This window comes from Kocuria sp. KD4 (assembly GCF_011769905.1).
GTDB classification, from domain to species: domain Bacteria; phylum Actinomycetota; class Actinomycetes; order Actinomycetales; family Micrococcaceae; genus Kocuria; species Kocuria marina.
The window spans coordinates 2,260,685-2,280,044 of sequence record NZ_CP050449.1 but is presented as its reverse complement, the minus strand read 5'-3'; the positions used below and the strand labels follow the sequence as shown (position 1 = coordinate 2,280,044).

The window sequence follows — 19,360 nt, the reverse complement described above, 5'->3', positions numbered from 1 at the left end:
GCCGCGCACCTTTCACGGGGCTCGGCGGATCAGTCGACCGTGTGCGTCTCCCCGGCCTGCTGACGCCAGCGTTCCTCGATGCGCAGCAGGGCCTGCTGGGACACCGCGCGCCACCACCGCAGGGCCAGCCGGGGGTCCTCCTCCTCGATCTCCTGGATCGCCTCCGGGGAGAGCCTGCGCGCGGAGACGTCCGTGAGCGCGGTGAAGCTCACCAGGTGGCGCATATTGGTACCCAGGGCGATCTCACCGAAGCTCATCCCCGGGCCGATCACCTCCAGTTCCACGCGGTCACCCTGCGGTGAGCGCCGGGAGACCTCCACGTTGCCGGACGTGACCATGTACACGCCGTTGAACTTCTGGCCCGTGCGCAACACCGTGGTCCCGGCCTTCCAGTCCACGGACTCGGTGCGTGAGCGGATGCGCTCCACGTCCTCCTCGCCGAGCGTGCTCAGCAGTTCGGAACGGGTGGAGTGCACCTTGTCCGGGGTGCACTCGGGGCCGCCGAAGCGCTCCAGGATCTGGTCCTCGGCCCACGTGAGGGCCTCGGCGCGCGTGGCGAAGACCGTGAGCGGGTGTTCCAGGTTCCGCGTGTTCTCACCGCTCTTCTCCGCGACGAGCACCATGTGGTGGCCCGTCTTCTCGATCTGTTCGGCGGTGCGGCTGAGCATGGGCAGGACGAAGCGGGCCATATCGTCCACCTGCCGGATGTCCACGAGCACGTAACTGGACCTGCGGGCGGCGTCGCGCACCGTGCGCACCGCGGTCTCGGCCCCGGCGAAGCGCAGATCGCCCTGCAGCTCGATGATCCGAGCGTCCTCGCCGTGCGCGTCGAGCACCTCGGTGGCGGCCTCGTTGCGCCGCACCAACGACGGCGCTTCCGCCAGGGTGTACTCGGAGCGCACCGTGGAGTGCCCGTTGCGTTCCGTGCGGGCGAAGTGCAGGTCCAGGTCCTTGGTGAGCCGTTCGCATGCGGCCACGCCGCGCACGGAGTTGCCGTGGCGGTCCAGGGGCGGGGAGAACACCGCGACCGCGAGCTGCCCCGGGAGCACGGTCACCACGCCGCCGCTGACCCCGGACTTGGCGGGCAGGCCCACGCGGATGGCCCAGCGCCCGGCGTCGTCGTACATCCCGCACGTGCTCATCACGGACAGCACGTCCGAGACGACCTCGGGGTCCAGGACGCGCTCGCCGGTCACGGGGTTGCGCCCGCCGGCCGCGAGCGTGGCACCCATGCGGGCCAGGTCCACGCAGTTGAGCATGATCGAGCACTGGCCGAAGTAGTCCTCGAGCGCGCCGGTGGGATCCCCCTCGATGATCCCCCGGGACGCGAGCAGCCAGCCCAGCGCGCGGTTGCGGTCCCCGGCCTTGTGCTCCTGCGACTGGATGTTCTTGTTGATCCGCAGCTGCCGGCCCGCGCATCGGGAATGCAACCGCAGGATCCGTTCCATGCGCGTGCCGTGGGACGTGTTGCGCACGAGGGACGTCGCCGCGATCGCGCCCGCGTTGATCATGGGGTTCGCGGGGCGTCCCGTCTCCGGCTGCAGTGAGATCTCGTTGAAGGCGTCACCGCTCGGTTCCACGTCGATCTTCTCGAACACACCCTCCGGGCCGCGGTCCGTGAGCGCCTGGGCATACGTGAAGGCCTTGGAGATGGACTGGATGCAGAATTCGAGCTTGGTGTCCCCGGCCTGGTAGAGCGCGCCGTCCACGGTGGCCACGGCGATCCCCACGATGTTCTCGTCCGCGGCCGCGAGCTCCGGGACGGAATTGTTCACCGTGCCGTCCGTCAGCGGGCGCAGGTCCTCCACCACGCGGCGCAGGTACTCGGTGACGGGGGAGGGGCCCAGCTTGGACATCGCGACGGTGCTCATGGGTCATTCCTCGAAGGCTCGGCGGGAACCCCGCGGCGGGCTGCGCACGCCCCGGGTGTCGTCTCCTCCCAGGGTCCCATATTGCGACCGGGCCCGGTTGACGACGACGCCGCGCGCTCGCCCACGGCGCGGTGGCTCGTCGCGCCGCGCGGTGCGGCCCGCTGGGCCCGCCCGTGGTTGCCGTCGGTGCCGCGCGGGAGGCCGCTTCCCGAACTGGAAATGCGCCCGCGCTGCGGTAGAGTAGCCGTGCTCGGTGGCGGGAACTCGCGGCTGGGCACGCGCCTTTAGCTCAGTTGGTAGAGCAGTGGACTTTTAATCCATGGGTCGTGGGTTCGAGCCCCACAGGGCGCACCACCTCCCGGAACCGGAGACCATGTGCCCCGTGGCGATCACGATCGCGCGGGGCATTTCCGTGTCCGCTCGCATTCCGGGCCCGGGGCAAGCGGCCTTCGGTGCCCCGGACCTGCCCGCGTGCAGCGCCTCTGGCCGAGTCGCGCTCAGTGCGCCGGGCCGACCCGTACGAGGCGCGCGAGCGCCCAGCCCATGAGCGGGCGGTAGGCCAGCAGGACGGGGGCGGGGCCCTGGATCCTGACGTCCGCGCGGGAACCGCCGCTCGGGGTGGGAGCGACATCGTGCGTGAGCTCCAGCGTCACGGGACCCACGCGCACGCGCCAGGACCACGAATGCAGGTTGGCGCGGACGCTCATCACACGGAACGCCGCGGGTACCACGCCGAGGGCCGTGACCACGCCCGAGGTGCCGGGGGCCAGGGTGGCGGAATCGGCGCGGACGTTCGTGAGGTGGGGAGCCCACACGGTCCACAGGTCGAGGCGCTCGTAGTGCTGCCACACGTCCGCCGGGCGAGCGGGGCCGGTGCGGGTCACGGTCATGTCCATGGCACCAGTGTGCCCGGGATCCGTGCGGACGGGGGCGTCACGCAACGGTAAGCCCACTGTCGATTGTGGGGCGAGCCGGCGGGCTGGGATCATGGGGCGCATGGACCCGGCCTATCGCGTAGACGTCTTCACCGATCCCGGGCTGTGCTCCGCGATCTTCAGTCGATTGCAGCAACGCCACGGCGGGGACGGCTTCGGGGACTACCAGCTCGTGCGCCGGGACAGGACCATCCCCCTGCGCCCCGACAACAGCCTGGACGTGGACGCCGTGCGCGCGTGGTCCCGCGAGGGCGAGGCCGATTTCCAGGTCGTGATCACGGAGATCCCCCGGCGGGCGGGCAAGCTGCCCAAGATGGCGGAGCTGCACTTCGAGGACGGGCTCGTGATCATCTCGCTGCCCGCGCTGGGCTGGCGGGGGCTCACGACCAAACTGGAACGCGCCATCTTCGACTCCCTGGACACCCTGGCCCATCAGGACCTCCCGGACGTCCAGGACCGGCGTGTGCGCTTCGGAGTGGTCCACGAGCAGGACGTGGACACCGGGCGTTCCGTGTTCATTGCGTCGCCGTGGTGGTGGCCAGGTCGCATCCGCCTGGTCCTGGGCATGGTGCGCACCAACCAGCCGTTCCAGGACGTCACCAAGCTCAAGCGCATGTGGGCGGCGGCGTCGGCCACCGGCGCGTTCGGCGTGTTCTACTCCTCCATCTGGCAGATGTCCCTGGCGTTGCCCTCGTGGCGGCTCGCCCTGATCTCGCTCTTGGCGGTTGGGGCCATGGTGGGGTGGCTGATGTTCAGCAACCGCCTGTGGGACCCGCCCCGGCGGCTCGGCAGTCGCGTGGAGGCCGCGATGTACAACGCCTCCACGATCGCCACGCTGCTCGTGACGGTTCTCACGTTCTACACCGTGCTCATGGCGGGGATCCTCGTGGCCGCTCTGGTGGTGATCGAAGTCGGATACATGCAATCCGTGATCGGAGTCTCTCCCTCGCTGAGCAACTACGTGGACATCGCTTGGCTCTCTGCCTCGCTCGGCACGATCGCCGGTGCTCTCGGGTCGAACTTCGACAGCCACGCGGACATCGAGCGGTTGACGCACGGTCAGCGGAACGCCGAGCGGGTCGAGAAGGACGACGACCACTGACACGGGTCCCCATGACGGGCATTCGGGGCGTCCGAGCTGTCCCCATTTTGCGCTACGAATCAGCGCCGCCGTCCGGTCGATTGCGCGCAATGGAAGCAGGGAATCGGCCTCCGACATGGGAGAACATACGCTTGAGTTGATTTGTCCACAAAACTGCGATGGGTCTTGCGCGACGCGGTGACCGCTGGAAATCCTGGAGCGGGCGTGCCAGCATATTCATGTCGCAACACGGGACATTCAGTGATGTGCGGTCATGACCGGGGGGAATACGGGCCGTACGTCCATGACGGATTCGTACGCGTTCCACGCTGGGGGGCGTGGTGTGTCCGGGTCACCCGTGAGGCGACGGTACGAGGTTCATGCCGGGGGGCATGTGCTTCGAGCGGACCTGATCCGCGCCGGTTCTCCGGCATATGCGTCCGCTGCGCCGCATGGACTCCTTCGGGGGAATGAGTCCTGGCGCAGCGGACGCAACGCGTTAAGGGGTCGTACGCCCGACCCGGCGCGTCATGGGGCCTGATGCAGAGGGCCGCACCTCGCGCCGTGGTGGGCGCTCCGGTCGCTTCTGCGTGTCCGAACCTGCTGGGACACTCGAGTCATGATCGCGCCTTCGCACGAGAACACCGCATCCCTCCGGGACCGAGCCCTGGATCACCTCCGTGAGCTCACGGGGAACCCGCACGCCGATTTCCACCCCGGCCAGTTCGAGGCCATCTCCGCACTCGTCCAGGAGCACCGGCGGGCACTCGTGGTGCAGCGCACCGGGTGGGGGAAATCGGCGGTGTACTTCCTGTCCGCGCTGTTGATGCGGGCCCAGGGCTACGGCCCCACGCTGATCATCTCCCCGCTGCTCGCACTCATGCGGGACCAGGTCGCGGCGGCCCAGCGCGCGGGTGTCCGCGCCGCGGCCATCTCGTCCGCCAATCCCACCGAGTGGGCGGAGATCTCCGCGGCCCTGGATCGCGGCGAGATCGACGTCCTGTTGGTGTCCCCGGAACGCCTCAACAATCCCCGTTTCCGGGACGAGCAACTCCCACAGCTCGTCTCCCGGCTCGGACTGCTCGTCGTGGACGAGGCCCACTGCATCTCGGACTGGGGTCACGACTTCCGTCCGGACTACCGGCGAATCAAGGACCTGCTCGCGGACCTCTCGGACTCGGTGGCCGTACTGGCCACCACGGCCACCGCCAATGAACGCGTGATCGAGGACGTCCGGGAGCAGCTTGGGGTGGGCTCCGGGTACCGCGGCGAGGTGTTCACCCTGCGCGGTCCGCTGTCCCGCGCGTCCCTGCGGCTCGGCGTGCTGCGACTGCCCTCCACCGCCACACGGCTCGCCTGGTTGCTCGAACACCTGGACCAGCTTCCGGGCAGCGGGATCATCTACGCGTTGACCATCGGGGCGGCGGAGGACACTGCCCGAGCGCTGACGGAGGCGGGCCATCCCGTGGCGGCCTACACCGGTCGCACGGACGCGGCGGAACGCGAGGAACTCGAGGTCGCCCTGAAGGAGAACCGGGTCAAGGCCCTTGTGGCCACGTCCGCGCTGGGCATGGGCTTCGACAAACCGGACCTGGGTTTCGTGGTGCACCTGGGAGCGCCGTCGTCCCCGGTGGCGTACTACCAGCAGGTGGGCCGCGCGGGGCGCGCGACCGACACCGCGGACGTCCTGCTGCTACCGGGCGGCGAGGACCGGGAGATCTGGGAGTACTTCGCCACCGCGTCCATGCCCACCGAGGAGAAGGTCACCGCGGTGGTCACCGCGCTCGCGGAGAACGGCGGCCCGTTGTCGGTCGCGGCTCTCGAGCCGCGGGTCAACATCAAACGCACCCCGCTCGAGCTGTTGCTCAAGGTGCTCGCGGTGGACGGCGCGGTGGAACGGGTCTCCGGCGGCTGGCAGAGCACGGGCCGGCCCTGGACCTACGACGCCCCGCGTTACGAGCGGGTGCGCAAGGCCAGGATCGCGGAACAGCAGGCCATGATGGATTACCAGTTCACGAGCGAGTGCCGCATGCGCTTCCTCACCCGTCAGCTCGACGACGCCACCGCGGAACCGTGCGGTCGGTGCGACGTGTGCGCCGGGCCGTGGTACCCCACCACCGTGCATTCCGACGCCTCCGCCGCAGCGGACGCCGCCCTGCACCGGGCCGGTGTCCCCGTGGAACCCCGCGCGCAGTGGCCCACCGGCATGGATCGATTGGGGTTGCAGGCCAAGGGGAAAATCCCGGAAACGGAACGCGCCGAACGCGGCCGCGCCCTGGCCCGGCTCACCGATCTCGGATGGGGGCAGCGGTTGCGGGAAATCTTCCGCTCGGACGAGCACGGCGATCCCGTGGATTCGGTGGTCACGGCGGACCTGGGACGCGCGAGCATCACCGTCCTGGCGCAGTGGGACTGGCAGGAACGGCCCACCGCGGTCGTGGCCATGCCGTCACTGTCCCGCCCACAGCTCGTGGACTCGCTGGCCCGCGGGCTCGCCTCCGCGGGGCACCTGCCGTTTTGGGGCTCGCTCGAACTGAACCCGGACGTCCCCCGCGGCTCCCACGGCGGCAACAGCGCCTATCGGCTCGCCGAGGTGTGGGACCGGTTCCTGGTCCCGGAGCCCCTCGCGGAACAGTTGGGGCGGGCGCCGCGGGCGAGCGTGCTGCTCGTGGACGACCTCGTGGACAGCCGGTGGAGCCTCACGGTCGCGGCCCGGCAGTTGCGCCACGCCGGGGCGGACGCGGTGCTGCCGTTCATACTCGCCGCCCAGGCGTGAATCGGGCCGCCGTGGGATGGATCGGGCACTCTTAAGGGGACACCCAGGCGACGGGAAACGTGTGTGAATTATCCTTGCGACATGGTCGAACACCCGCAACCGCCGCTCGTGGACATCGTGATCCCGGTCCATTCCACCTCGCGGCCTTTGCAGCGGGCCGTGTCCTCGGCATTGCGTGCGGCCCCCGGTGCGGCCCCCGGTCAGTGCCGGGTGACGGCGGTCGCGCATCACCTCACCGCCGAGCAAGTGCATTCCATGTTGAGCGTCGAGCAACGCGCCGTGGTGGACGTCATCGAGTCCGAGGACCGGGGGAGTACCGCGGCCGTGCCGCGCAACGAGGCGCTGCGACGGACCAGCGCCCGCTACATCAGTTTCCTGGACAGCGACGACACCCTGGATCCCGGCGCGGTGACCCGGTGGCTCAGGATCGCCGAGCGGCGCGGTAGCGACCTGGTCATGCCCTTCCAGCACCACGAGAACCCGAGGGTGGACATCACCCCCATCGTCAGGCCGTTGCGCCGTTCGGATCTGGATCCCGTGAAGGACCGCCTGGGGTACCGCAGCTCGGCGTTCGGCCTCGTCCGGGTCGACGCCGCTCGGCAGATGGGCGCCCGGTTCGACGAGTCCGTGCGTACAGGGGAGGACCAGTCCTTCGTCATGGCCCTCTACGCGGGTTCCCGCCGGATCGACTCCGCGCCGGGCACGCCCGGTTACCTCGTCCACGCCGATGCCGACGCGCGTGTCTCCCGGCAGTCCCTCCCAGTACGCGACGAGGTGGCCGCCGCGCTGGACCTGACACGCGAACCCTGGTTCGCAGGGGTTCCGGACGAGCTGAAGCGGGCCTACATCCTCAAGTACATCCGCGTGAACTTCTTCCCCGCTCTGGAACATGCCGTGCGCTCGGGGGCGTGGGACGCCCACTACGCGCGGTCGGCGAACGCCGTGTTCGGCGAACTGACGCAGTACGCGCCGCGCGTCGCGGACCAGCTCTCGCGGGCGGACCTGCGGGTCGCGCGGTTATTGTCCCCGGGCACGGGGGAACAGGAGTTGCTCACGGCCCTGGCCGAGCGACGTCGTTTCGCCACGCCGGACGCGCTGCTCACCGAGCGCTGGACCCGGGTGCTGGGCCGGCAGGCACCCCTGCGGGTGGTCGCCGCGAGCGCCGTCCAGATCCTGCGTTACCGCTGGGCGCTCGCGGCAGGGTCGCGGAACTGAACCGACCGCCGTCGCGAACGGGTCAGCCGCGACGGAGCCTGCGCCTGACCATGTCCACACGCGGTGCGAGATCACGCCATGAGATCACACACCACAGCGCCAAGAATCCCACGGTCGCCAGGACGGTCACGAGCACGCCCTGGTGTGTGAACACGAGCCACAGCCCGGCCAGGATCAGCACGTACCCCAACACCACCCGGAGCATGAGACCGGACCACTTCATGCGGTCGTGGACCCACACAATGATCAGCGGCCCCACCGCACTGATGAGGCAGCCGACCAGGTACCCCATGGCCGCGGCCATGACACCGAGCCGCGGACCCCACCACAGGACGGTGGCGACGCCCAGGGCCAGCCCGAGCGCGTTGCACGCCGCGAGCGCGCGGACCCCCCAGCTCTCCCCGCCGTTGAGCCGCGAGTTGGAGGCGTTGAAGCTCGTGGCGGAGACCGCGAAGAACAGGACGATGAGCAGGGGGACGGCCCCGGTGAACTCCTCGGCGCGGGCGTTGTAGAGCCCGTGGATCACGTACGGCGCCCAGAGGATGCCCACGCCGAACACGGGCAGGAACACGAGCACCATGACCCGCAGGATGGAATCGAGCTGCCGTTTCATGCCGGCCATGTCCCCGGCGGTGAACATGCGGGCCACGGCCGGCGCGAGGGCCACGAGCATGGAGGAAGAGAGCATGCTGGCCGGCGTCGCGATGCTCACCGCGGCGGAGTACTGACCCACCGCGGCGGGGGTGTCGTAGTGCTTGCCGAGCATCATGGACAGCTGCAGCAGACCCGAAGCGGTGAGGATGTTGATGGACGCCCACGCCGTGAACGAGTTGATCTGCCGTTTGAGGGATGTGGGCAGCGGGCCGCCGGAACGGTGCGGCCAGCCCGGGATCGCGTAGATCAGGTAGCCCAGGCTCAGCGGCACCAGCAGCAGCGGTGTGAAACCACCCAGCAGCACCACGAGCAGGAGGGTCAAGGTGATCCCCGAGCTGATGCAGTCCCACACGGCCGTGGTCACGAACTGGTTGTTGCCGGTGCGCACACCGCGTACGAAGTTGTAGGCAGACAGCGCGATCACCAGCAGGCCCGCGGACAGCGCGTAGCTTGGGGGCAGGTGCAGGAAGTACGTGGCCACCACGACCGCCACCACGGTCAGCACCGCCGAGGCCAGGGCCGCGGTGCGTGATGCGTAGACCGCCACGGACAACTGCTCCTCGCGGTGTTGCTGACCGCGCGCCATGGCAATGAACTTGGCCGCCGCGTTGCCCGAGGCCTGCGGCCACAGCAGGACCAGGAACAGGGCCAGGGAGATGGCCAGGTTGACCCGCCCCAGGATCTCACTGCCCAGGATGTTGCCCACCAGCAGGCTGTACCCGAAACGGGAGAGTCCCTGCACGAACACGGCGATCACGGTTAACGCGAACGACGAACCGATGGGGTTGTCCCGGTTCTCGTGATTCGGCGGGGGGAAGAGGATTCCCCGCCACCGCCGAGAGGGGGAGCCTGAGGTGGGGGAGGATGTCACATCGTGGAGTTTATCGACTCGCGTGTCGACCGGACGCATCCCGCGTCACGGCACGGTAGAGCCGGGAGAACTGCGCACCGATCTCCGCGCGGGAGAACCGGGAGCGCACGGTGGCGGCGATGGCGGCCGGATCGGCCTCACGGAAGCGGTCCCGCGCGGTCTCGATCGCGTCCGCGAGCACGGGGACGTCCCAGCTGTGGGTGAGCACCGAGTTCTCGGGGGTGCAGTAGTCGTCGAACCCACCGCTCAGGGGGACCGCGGCGGGCCGTCCGGCCGCGATCGCCTCGGCAACCGCGGTGAAGAAGTTCTCCTGGGCGCTCGGGAGGAAGAAGATGTGCGCGTCGGAGAGCCGCTGGGCGATCTCCGCCGGGGGGACCGCCCCGGTCAGCTCGACCCGGTCCTCGATGCCCAGCTCACGGGCGGTCTGCGGGAGGGACTCCATGAGGGGGCCCTTGCCCACCAGGGTGTAGTGCACGTCCACTCCGCGGCGCACCAGTTCCGCGACGGTCTCCAACGCCAGGACGGGGCGTTTGCGATCGATGAGTGCCCCCACGCCCACCAGTCGCAGGGGCGGGCTCGCCGGGAACTCGGCGGCCGGGTGAGGGTTCTCCACGACGCACGGCACCACGTGGGTCGCCCCGGGGCGGGAGAAGCGCGCCATCTCGGTGCACAGCTCGGCGGTCACGCCCGTGACCACGTGAGGCAGTCGCAAGGCATGCCGCAGCCACGCCAGCCGCTGCCACAGCGGATTCACACTCGCGGGATTGACCACTCCGTTCCAGTGCTCGGTGTGCACCCAGGGCAGCCGTCGCGCGGCCCACGCCGGCGCGCTCAGCAGGACCGCGGAGAACGCCATGGTGTGCAGCACGTCCGCGCCGCACAGCCCGGCGGAGAGCACGCGGGTCACGTGCGCGTAGGACCGCGGATCCGTTACGTCGAGCCACACGCGGGTGACAGGGATGCGCTGGTAGACCTCTTGCTCCGTGGTGTGCGCGCGTCGACCGATGTTCACGTGCACCGCAGCGACGTTGTGGCCCGCTTCCTGCAGCGCCCAGCAGTGCTCCACGATGAAGGGGGTGCGGCTGGGGGTTTCCGCGTCGGGGAACCACGCGGTGACGACGAGTGATCGCACGGGACGAAGACCTTTCGGGAGGAAGCGGACGGAGCACAACGCCCCGCACCATGACTACCACGCCGGGGTGTGCTGCCGCTGCATCCCGGCGGGAACGACGCGCCCGCCGCTTTGACCGCTCGCGCACCGTGCCGATAAGCTGACGTCCGTTGTTTTGGGATGAGCCTGTTCTCATGGAACTGGAGCATCACGAACGACACGGAGACGTGCCAGAGCGGCCGAATGGACTTCACTGCTAATGAAGGGTCCGGGTTAAACCGGACCGGGGGTTCAAATCCCCCCGTCTCCGCGAAATGTCGAGGGCCCCACACGTCATGTGGGGCCCTCGTTCGTGTCGGGGGTACCCTCGCGATATTTACATTGGTAAAGTCCGTGGCACTCGCAGTCCGGTGCTCCCGCCCACGGGCGTCAGCCACCTCGATCCGGTGCTGATCCCGCCTCCGCGAGCTGATTCCCGAGGGGGACATCATGCCACGACGCTCCGCACGAACACTTCTCACGTTGTCCGTCTCCGCGCTGTTGCTGGCCACGGCCGCACCCGCCTCGGCGGCACCCCCGGAGGGACCCACCCCGGAACAACAGGCTCAGACGAAACCCCCGACCGTGGGCGGCGTCGAATCCCTCGGAAGAGGAACGGGCGCCCAGGGCAAGGTCCTGGCGGAAACCGACCGGGTCGTGGTGAAGTTCAAGGACCACGTCCCCGAGGCGCAGAAGGAAGAGGTCCTGACCGAGGTGGAGACGGCCACCGAGATCGAGGACCCGGAGATCGTCAAGACCACGGGCAACGCCGAGCAGGTCGTGGAATCCGACACGATGCTCGACAAGGCGGAGCAGCAAGCGGTGGTCGAGACCCTCGAGAAGGACCCCGCCGTGGAATCGGCGGAACCGGACCTGATCGTGGTCAACGGGCTCGCGGCGCACGCGGCGTCCGCCCCGAACGACCGCTACTGGAACTACCAGTGGGGTCCCCGCAACATCGGCGTGCCCTCCGCGTGGTCCCACGGCACGGGCAATGGTGTGGTGATCGGAATCGCGGACACGGGCCAGATCAACCACCCGGACCTCAATCAGCGCACGGTGCGCGGGTACGACTTCCTCTCGGACCTGTACCACTCACGGGACGGCAACGGCCGGGACGGCAACCCGCAGGACGAGGGCGACTGGAGCCCCGGACGGCCCAACTGGTGGCACGGTTCGCACGTGGCCGGGATCGCCGCGGCCCACACCAACAACCGCACGGGGATCGCCGGGGTGGCCCCGGACGCCCGGATCCAGCACGCCCGCGTCCTGGGAGCGGACGGTCGCGGGTACGTCTCGGACATCGCGGACGGTGTGATGTGGTCCGCGGGCATCGCCATCCCCGGGGTCCCGCGCAACACGACCCCCGCCAAGGTCGTGAACCTCTCCGAGGCGTGGGACGCTCCCACGTGCGCACCCGTCATGCAGAACGCGGTCAACCGCATGCACAAGATCGGGGTCCCGCTCGTGGTCGCGGCCGGGAACGCGGGCAAGAGCGCCAATCTCGCCGCCCCCGCCAACTGTGGCGGCGCGATCGTGGTCGCCGCGACGTCGTCCCAGAACCGGATCACCGGCTACTCCAACTGGGGGCCCATGGTGGACGTCGCAGCCCCGGGCGGGGACACCAACGCGCCGATCTGGTCCACGGTCAACACGGGGGCGTTCAGCCTGGGCGCTCCCTCGTACGGGGACCTGAGCGGGACGTCCATGGCGGCGCCGCACGTGTCCGGGGTGATCGCGCTCATGAAGGAACGCAACCCGAACATCGGCGTGGAGGCCATCCGCAAGACCCTGCGGGACACCGGCGTGAACGTGAACGGTTACCGCAAGGTGGACGCGGTGCGCGCCGCCCGCGCGGTGGCGCCCACCACGCGCGGGGCGATCGCCACGTACTACAAGTCCCACGGTGGGGCGGGCGTCTACGGCAATCCGACCACCGGGGAGCGGGACACGGGCGTGGGCGGCGTCGTGCAGCACTTCGTGAAGAACGGGCGCACCACCAAGCTCTACTGGTCCTCCCGCACTGGGGTGCGCGAGGTCCGCACGTGGACGGGCATCGGCTCGCGCCACGAGGGCCTGGGCGGTGCCCGCGCGGTGGGCATCCCGTTCAACAACGAGCAGCGCACCGCCACGGGAGGCTACTACCAGAGCTTCGTGGACCCGCGTTCGGGCAAGACCACCAAGATCCTGTGGAGCGCTCGCACGGGTGCGCAACCGATCGTCGAGAGCTCGGGCATCGGCCGGGTCTGGGTCCGCAAGGGGTACGAGACCAAGGCGGGGTACCCGATCTCCCCGGAGGTCCGCACGTCCACCGGCGCCTACCAGCGGTTCCAGAACATCAAGACGGGCGAGCGCACGCAGTACACCTGGACCCCGCGCGGGGGTGTCAAGGTCACCCGCATCAAGTGACCGCCCCGCGGTGATCCACCCGCTGCATTCCTGGCCCGAAAGGGCACGCCACCGATTGGCAGCGTGCCTTTTCGGGCCTCGGATGTTCTCGAGCGGTTCGTGGGCGGGGTACGACAGCGCTGCGGCATCCGCGCGCGGACATTACCGAGCGGCGTCGTCCCCCACGCGGGTCAGTTCCGTGGGGGTGGAGCGGCGCATGAAGCACGTGAGCACGAGGACGATCGCCGCGATCACCGTGGCGGTGACGAATGCCGCGTGGACGCCGGGGATGGAATCGGTCACGGTGGTGCCGTCGGCCTGTCCATGAATCACGGTGCCGGCCTGCAGGACGCCCACGAGCAACGCCGTGCCCGCGCCGCCGGCCACCTGTTGCAACGTGGACAGCGTCGCGGAACCGTGCGAGTACAACTGCGGCGGCAGCGGGTTCAGCCCGGAGGTGAACGCGGGCGTGAAGATCAGCGCGAGCCCCACGGACATGGAGATCTGCAGGGTCACGATCCACCACACGGGGGTGTCGGACTGCAACCGGGAGAAGCCGAACATCACGAGGGTCAGCAGTGCGGCGCCGGGAACAGCCAGGGGGCGGGGGCCGAACGCGTCGAACAACCGACCCACGAGCGGTCCCAGCAGACCCATGATGAGCCCACCGGGCAGCAGGATCAGGCCGGTCTGCAGGGTGTCCAGCCCGCGGCCCGTCTGCAGGTAGAGGGGCAACACGATCACACCGCCGAACAACGCCATCATGCCGAGTGCGAGCACCGCCACGGAGACCGTGAAGTCCCGGTGCCGGAACGTGCGCAGGTCCAGGAACGGTTGGTCCTTGCGCTGCAACCGGATCTGCCGCCACACGAACAGGGCCACGAGGACCACGCCCAGCGCGAGCACGGTGGCACCGCCGGCGGTCGTGGAAAGCCAGCCGGACTCGGCGCCGGCGTGGGAACCGGCGGCCCCCACCACGGACAGGCCCTGGACCAGGGAACCGAAGCCCAGCACGGACAGCACCACGGACAGCAGGTCCAGTGTGAGGCTCCCGCGCTCGCTCACGTCCCGCAACCGCAGCAGGCCGATCACCAGGGCCAGCAGGACGATGGGCAGTACGAACCAGAACACCGTGCGCCACGGGAAGTGCGCCAGGATCAACCCGGATAGCGTGGGACCCAGGGCGGGGGCCACCGAGATCACGATGGACACGTTGCCCATCACCACCCCGCGGCGCTGCTGGGGGACGAGCATGAGGATGGTGGTCATCAGCAGCGGGAGCATGATCGCCGAGCCGAAGGCCTGAATCACGCGCGCGGCGATCAGCACCCCGAAACTCGGGGACAGCGCGGCCAGTAGGGTCCCGGCCGCGAAACTGCCCATGGCCAGGGCGAAGACCGCGCGGGTACTGAAGCGTTGTAGCAGGAACCCGGTGGTGGGGATCACCACGGCCATCGTGAGCATGAAGGACGTGGTCACCCACTGCACTGTGGCGGCGTCCACGTGCAGGTCTCCCATGATGTGGGGCAGCGCCACGTTCAGGACGGTCTCGTTGAGGATCACCACGAACGCGGCCACGAGCAGCACCGCAATGGTCCCGGTGGTGCCGTGGGGGGCGAACGTGCGTGGTTCGGCCGGAGCGGCAGAGGACATGGAGAGGTTCCCAGCGTTGGAGCGGACGGGGTCGGGCGGGCCTTCCGGGGCCGGGCCCCTGTAAGGGTAACGGTCACAGACGAGCGCGTGCACATGCGCATCGGGAGCGCTCCGCCAGGCCCGCGGCACGCCCGCGGGTGGTGTGCTGGTCGGTCCGTCGAGCACTCGAGCGCGACACCGGCCGGACGTCCACGTCGGATTCATGCCCGGCCCGAGCGGGGGTCACCCTTCGTTATCCTGAAGGACGTGGTGATTCAGCAACGCGTGGTGGTGGTGGGAGCGGGCCCCAGAGGCCTGTCCGTGGTGGAACGGCTCGCGGCGCACTCCGCGGCCCACGGGATCCGCGTCCACGTGGACCTGGTGGATCCTTTTCCTCCCGGACCGGGGCACGTGTGGCGCACCGACCAGTCGGAGCTGTTCCTCATGAACACCCCTTCTCTTTTCCCCACCGTGATCGCCGCCGACGGCGCATTGGCAGTCCCCGCGCTGGAGCCCCTGCGGGGGGTGAGCTTCGAACGGTGGCGCCGCGGCGTCGTCGCCGGGGAGATCACCCCGGTGAGCCCGCTCACGGACGAGCAACGCGACCAACTCGCGCGGCTGACCCCGCAGGGGTACCCGCCGCGCGCCACGTACGGGCGCTACCTCGCGTGGGTCTTCGCGACCCTGCGGGAGAACCTGCCGCGCACCGTGGAGCTCACGGTGCACCGCGCCGAGGCCGTGGACGCGTGGGTCAGGACGGACGGGCGTCATCGCTACTCCGTGGAACTCGCGGGCGGTGTGGTGCTGCCCGCGGACGCTGTCGTGCTCGCGCTGGGCCACCTGGACGCGCACCTGCGTCCGTCCCAGAAGGAACTCGTGGACGGCGCCGCCGAACACGGACTGACGTACTGGCCGCCCACCGTGCCCGCGGACGCCGCGTGGCCCGATCTACCGCACGGCGAGACGGTGCTCGTGCGGGGCATGGGCCTGAACTTCTGCGACGCGCTCGCCCAGCTCACCGAGGGGCGGGGAGGCCGCTTCACGACCGATCTGGACAACCCTGAACGGTTGGTGTACCACCCCTCCGGACGGGAACCGAAGATCGTGGCGGGCTCGCGTCGCGGAACGCCGTACCGGGCGAAGCCGCGGCTCCGGGGGTACTACGCGGCGTCGTTGCAGACCCGCTTCTTCACCGTGGACGCGGTGCGCCACCTTGCGGCCTCGAGCCCCGGCGAGCTGTCCTTCGACCGGCAACTCGGACCCCTGATCCGCAAGGACGCCGTGTGGAACTACTACGTGGTGCTCGCGCGCACGGCACCGGACGCGTTCCTGGGGGACCCCCGGGCGTTCCTGGACCGGCTGGATGAAATCCTCACGGATCGCACGGACGTGAACTGGGCGCGCAAGAGCGATGCGCTGATCTCGGACTCGGTGGTCCCCGGGCGGCAACTGCAGCAGGCCCGGCTCGCTCGGCCCTTCGAGGACGTGAGCTTCGCGAGCCACGACGAGTACGCGGCCGCCGTGGTGCACTACCTGGACCGGGACGTCCACGGGTCCCTGCAGGGTGAGGACGATCCCGTCAAAATGGCGATCGCGTCCCTCAATGCCGCGCGCAGCGTGCTCAAGTGCGTCCTTGCGGAGATCGGCATCTCGGACTCGTCCTGGGTCCACGAGCTGCAGCGCGAGTTCGAACCCTTCGTGGAGGGGCTGGCCTCCGGACCGCCCGTGCTGCGGATCCAGCAGCTCGCCGCGCTGACCCGCGCAGGGATCGTGCGGTTCCTGGGTCCCGAACCGCGTTTCGTGGTGGACCGCTCCGAGGGTTACTTCGTGGCCGCGTCCCCGTGGGTCGAGGCGGCACCCGTGCGCTCACGGTGGATGATCGAGGCCATGTCCCCGAGCAACGACGTCCACCGCAACATCTCCCCGCTGCTCACGCACATGCACGAGCGCGGCCTGGTGCGCGCGAAACTCATGGAGACGCGCGACGGCGCGAGCCCCGAGACGAGCACGGGTCTGGACGTCTCGCGCGAGCGTCCGCGGGGTGCCCACGGCGACGACGCCGCGGCCGGCTCGTTCGTCTACCGCGCCGTGGGGGACAAGGACGCGGTGGAACCCGGCATCCACGTGATCGGTCTGCAACTGTCCTCGGTGCAGTGGGGTGTGTCGATCACGGCCGAGGCCGGTGCACCGGCCCACCTGGGTGCCCGGACCATCGCGGACGCGGACGCCATCGCCCGGGAGATCCTGGGGGAGCCGCGCGCGCGGCAGTGATCCGGCCCGGGCGGCGTCATACGGGGAGTGACCGTGCGCGGAGCAACCGCGCGCCATGGGACCGGGACGGGTGGGCTCGGGCCGACACCGCCGGGATTACGTCGACCCGGCCGGGATCGCGCCGAACCATGCGGGTCCCACCACAACCGCGCCGCCGGCTCAGCCCAGGACGGTGCGGGCGGTGCGTTCGTCGGTGACGAGGTGGGACACGTACCCGGCCCGCAGTGCCGCGCGTAGGACCGGGGTCTTCGCCGCGCCGCCGGCCACGCAGATCCGGATCTCCTTGTGCCGCAGGGAGTCCAGGGGGATGGCCACGGTGCGGGCGTCGAGCTCGGGCACGGCGGGGTTGCCGGCGTCGTCAATGAAATGCGAACACAGGTCACCCACCGCGCGTTGCGCGGCCCCTTCCCGCTCCTCGGTGGTCAGGTAGTCGCGTGCGAGCAGGGGTGCGTCCCGTCCGGCGGAGCCCACGGTGAACACCGCCACCCGGGCGCTGCGGCCCAGGTCCAGGACGTACTCGATGTGCCGGTCCTGCGCCACGAGGCGTTTGACCTCGGGGCTGTCGAAGAGCGCCGGGAGGGGCAGCGTGTGGGGGTAGGCGTTGAACGCGGTGCAGAACATCCGCACGGTCTCGAAGTGCCCCGCCGCCGGTGAGGCCAGGCTGCTGCCGCCTTTGAGCTGGACCATGTGCACGCCGCTACGCGGTTGGGGGGTCAGCGCCTGGGCCACGGCGCGCATGGTGCGACCCCACGTGATGCCCACGAGATCGCCGTCGGCCACATTCTCCTCGAGCATCCGCGCCCCGGCGACACCCAGGTTGTGCAGCAACTCGTGCTCGGTCTCCGCATCGGCCACCACGGTGGCCTGGGCGAGCCCGAACGCGGAGCACAGCTCGCGCCCCACGTCCGTGGACACCGTGCGGGGGTCCCGGATCTCGATGCTCACGAAACCGCGCTCGCGCGCGTGCTGCAGCAGTTTGGACACCGTGGGGCGGGACATGGCCAGTGTCCGGGCCACCTCCGCCTGGGACAGGCCGCGTTCGTGGTAGAGCCGGGCCGCCTCCAGGGACTGGACGTCCCGCGCGGTCAGGTCCACGACGGCGCTCCGGTCACCGGCCGTGCAGCCACGTCACAGCCCCATGATCACGCCGACGAGCGCGGCGTTGAGCATGTTCGTGAGGAACCCACCGAGCAGGGCGAACAAGCCCAGCTGGGCCACGTCCGCGCGCCGGTCCGGGGCCAGCCCGCCGATGGAACCGATCTGGATCGCGATCGAGGACAGGTTGGCGAAGCCCGCGAGCGCGAACGTGGTGATCAGCACGGACTGGGGATCCAGGTTGGGGATCTCCGGGCCGAACGCGGTGTAGCCCACGAACTCGTTGAGGATGGTCTTCTGGCCGATGAAGTTGCCCACCTGTGCGGCGTCCTGCCACGGCACGCCCAGGGCCCACGCGAGCGGCGCGAAGATGATCCCGAACAGCCCCTCGAGGGACCAGCCCTCGAAACCGAAGAGTGAGCCGACCCAGCCGAGCACGGCGGAGACCAAGGCGATCAGCGCGATGAACGCGATCAGCAGGCAGCCCACGATCACGGCGATCCGGCCGCCGCTGATGGCGCCGTTGCCGATCGCGTCGATCAAGTTCTTGGACTCGGTGTCCCGGACCTTCAGCGTGTTCACGGAGGCCACGGAGGTCTCGGTCTCGGGCATGAGGGCCTTGGCCACGAGCAGGGAACCGGGGGCGTTCATTACAGACGCGGCGAGCAAATAGGGCAGCGGTGCGCCCAGCAGGGAGTACCCCACGAGGGTCGATCCGGCCACGGCGGCGAACCCACCGGTCATACACGCGAACAGTTCGGAGCGGGTGAGCTTGCTCAGGTACGGCTTGATCATGAGCGGTGCCTCGCTCTGGCCCAGGAAGATCACGGTGGACGCGAACACGGACTCGATCTTGGACGTGCCCATGATCTTGTTCAGCGTCGTGCCCAACACGTGCACGAAGACCTGGATGACCCGCAGGTAGTACAACGCACCGATCACGGCACCCAGGAAGATGATCACGGGCAGCACACTGAGCGCGAACACGAACCCGTTGTTGTCACTGAGCAGCCCGCCGAAGACGAACTGCGTGCCCTCGTTCGTGAACCCGATCAGTCCCTGGACCAGGCCGGAGAACCATTTCAGGGCCTCGTAGCCCGGACCCCACTTGAGGATCAGCAGCGCCACGCCCACCTGCAACAGCAGTCCCACCGCCAGGGTGCGCCACTTGATCGCGGTGCGGTGGCGGGATAGGAGAATGATGATGCCCAGGATGAGGACGATCCCCACCAGGCCCTGGAAACGGTCCACGGTGACCCCAGCTTTCGACTTCCGGCGCCGGGACGGGATCCGCCGCGGCGCGAACATTTGTCAAAACTATAATTGACAAATTTTCCGATACGCCGCCTAGGATTGCAGGACAGGTCGTGTCCTGGGACGCCCGGCGCCGACACGACACCGTGCCGCAGCTACACGAGGGA

The 19,360-nt window shown here is 69.5% G+C and carries 12 protein-coding genes and 2 tRNA genes; 7 read left to right on the top strand and 7 right to left on the bottom strand.

Features of this window, described 5'->3' with window-relative positions; all coding sequences use genetic code 11:
* Positions 1–29: 29 nt before the first annotated feature.
* Entirely contained in the window at positions 30–1,871 is a 1,842-nt protein-coding gene (gene glsA, locus HBK84_RS10175) for a glutaminase A (protein ID WP_167318815.1), read from the bottom strand.
* A 278-nt stretch (positions 1,872–2,149) separates the two neighbouring features.
* Between glsA and HBK84_RS10170 the strand changes: the two genes are divergently transcribed.
* A tRNA-Lys gene (locus HBK84_RS10170) sits at positions 2,150–2,225 on the top strand.
* A 143-nt stretch (positions 2,226–2,368) separates the two neighbouring features.
* On the opposite strand, the gene HBK84_RS10165 is transcribed toward HBK84_RS10170, so the two are convergent.
* Positions 2,369–2,767, bottom strand: a complete 399-nt coding sequence (locus HBK84_RS10165) for an SRPBCC family protein (RefSeq protein ID WP_085108167.1) — start codon at positions 2,765–2,767, stop codon at positions 2,369–2,371.
* A gap of 100 nt (positions 2,768–2,867) precedes the next feature.
* Between HBK84_RS10165 and HBK84_RS10160 the strand changes: the two genes are divergently transcribed.
* From HBK84_RS10160 to HBK84_RS10150, 3 genes are all read left to right on the top strand, one after another.
* Positions 2,868–3,908 carry a hypothetical protein gene (locus HBK84_RS10160; RefSeq protein WP_206069148.1) on the top strand — a complete coding sequence of 347 codons (1,041 nt, stop codon included), beginning with the start codon at positions 2,868–2,870 and terminating at the stop codon, positions 3,906–3,908.
* 598 nt (positions 3,909–4,506) lie between these two features.
* The gene (locus HBK84_RS10155) at positions 4,507–6,663 is read left to right on the top strand and encodes an ATP-dependent DNA helicase RecQ (protein ID WP_167318814.1); all 2,157 of its coding nucleotides are present in this window, start codon (positions 4,507–4,509) and stop codon (positions 6,661–6,663) included.
* Positions 6,664–6,744: 81 nt separating this feature from the next.
* Entirely contained in the window at positions 6,745–7,878 is a 1,134-nt protein-coding gene (locus tag HBK84_RS10150) for a glycosyltransferase (protein ID WP_167318813.1), read from the top strand.
* Positions 7,879–7,900: 22 nt separating this feature from the next.
* On the opposite strand, the gene HBK84_RS10145 is transcribed toward HBK84_RS10150, so the two are convergent.
* Together HBK84_RS10145 and HBK84_RS10140 are read right to left on the bottom strand one after the other, a co-directional pair.
* On the bottom strand, positions 7,901–9,403 hold the full coding sequence (locus tag HBK84_RS10145; protein ID WP_240918958.1) for a lipopolysaccharide biosynthesis protein: 1,503 nt from the start codon (positions 9,401–9,403) through the stop codon (positions 7,901–7,903).
* Positions 9,404–9,413: 10 nt separating this feature from the next.
* Complete coding sequence (locus HBK84_RS10140; protein WP_167318812.1) at positions 9,414–10,535, bottom strand: glycosyltransferase; 1,122 nt, start codon at positions 10,533–10,535, stop codon at positions 9,414–9,416.
* A 200-nt stretch (positions 10,536–10,735) separates the two neighbouring features.
* Between HBK84_RS10140 and HBK84_RS10135 the strand changes: the two genes are divergently transcribed.
* Both HBK84_RS10135 and HBK84_RS10130 read left to right on the top strand, forming a co-directional pair.
* Positions 10,736–10,824: transfer RNA gene (locus tag HBK84_RS10135), tRNA-Ser, on the top strand.
* 179 nt (positions 10,825–11,003) lie between these two features.
* Positions 11,004–12,962: a S8 family serine peptidase gene (locus HBK84_RS10130; RefSeq protein WP_167318811.1), complete on the top strand. Its 1,959-nt coding sequence runs from the start codon at positions 11,004–11,006 to the stop codon at positions 12,960–12,962.
* A 141-nt stretch (positions 12,963–13,103) separates the two neighbouring features.
* Here the strand turns inward: HBK84_RS10130 and HBK84_RS10125 are convergent, their stop codons facing one another.
* Positions 13,104–14,594 carry an MDR family MFS transporter gene (locus tag HBK84_RS10125; RefSeq protein ID WP_167318810.1) on the bottom strand — a complete coding sequence of 497 codons (1,491 nt, stop codon included), beginning with the start codon at positions 14,592–14,594 and terminating at the stop codon, positions 13,104–13,106.
* A gap of 246 nt (positions 14,595–14,840) precedes the next feature.
* On the opposite strand from HBK84_RS10125, the gene HBK84_RS10120 reads away from it, so the two are divergent.
* Complete coding sequence (locus tag HBK84_RS10120) at positions 14,841–16,844, top strand: FAD/NAD(P)-binding protein (protein ID WP_167318809.1); 2,004 nt, start codon at positions 14,841–14,843, stop codon at positions 16,842–16,844.
* Positions 16,845–17,003: 159 nt separating this feature from the next.
* On the opposite strand, the gene HBK84_RS10115 is transcribed toward HBK84_RS10120, so the two are convergent.
* Both HBK84_RS10115 and HBK84_RS10110 read right to left on the bottom strand, forming a co-directional pair.
* On the bottom strand, positions 17,004–17,939 hold the full coding sequence (locus tag HBK84_RS10115) for a sugar-binding transcriptional regulator (RefSeq protein WP_144932119.1): 936 nt from the start codon (positions 17,937–17,939) through the stop codon (positions 17,004–17,006).
* Positions 17,940–17,972: 33 nt separating this feature from the next.
* A complete protein-coding gene (locus HBK84_RS10110; protein ID WP_240918957.1) occupies positions 17,973–19,247 on the bottom strand; it encodes a NupC/NupG family nucleoside CNT transporter in 1,275 nt (424 codons plus the stop codon).
* Positions 19,248–19,360: the final 113 nt, after the last annotated feature.

Coding starts and splice junctions, on each gene's coding strand:
- glsA (WP_167318815.1), bottom strand. CDS start 1,871: ATGAGCACCGTCGCGATGTCCAAGCTGGGCCCCTCCCCCGTCACCGAG.
- HBK84_RS10165 (WP_085108167.1), bottom strand. CDS start 2,767: ATGGACATGACCGTGACCCGCACCGGCCCCGCTCGCCCGGCGGACGTG.
- HBK84_RS10160 (WP_206069148.1), top strand. CDS start 2,868: ATGGACCCGGCCTATCGCGTAGACGTCTTCACCGATCCCGGGCTGTGC.
- HBK84_RS10155 (WP_167318814.1), top strand. CDS start 4,507: ATGATCGCGCCTTCGCACGAGAACACCGCATCCCTCCGGGACCGAGCC.
- HBK84_RS10150 (WP_167318813.1), top strand. CDS start 6,745: ATGGTCGAACACCCGCAACCGCCGCTCGTGGACATCGTGATCCCGGTC.
- HBK84_RS10130 (WP_167318811.1), top strand. CDS start 11,004: ATGCCACGACGCTCCGCACGAACACTTCTCACGTTGTCCGTCTCCGCG.
- HBK84_RS10125 (WP_167318810.1), bottom strand. CDS start 14,594: ATGTCCTCTGCCGCTCCGGCCGAACCACGCACGTTCGCCCCCCACGGC.
- HBK84_RS10110 (WP_240918957.1), bottom strand. CDS start 19,247: ATGTTCGCGCCGCGGCGGATCCCGTCCCGGCGCCGGAAGTCGAAAGCT.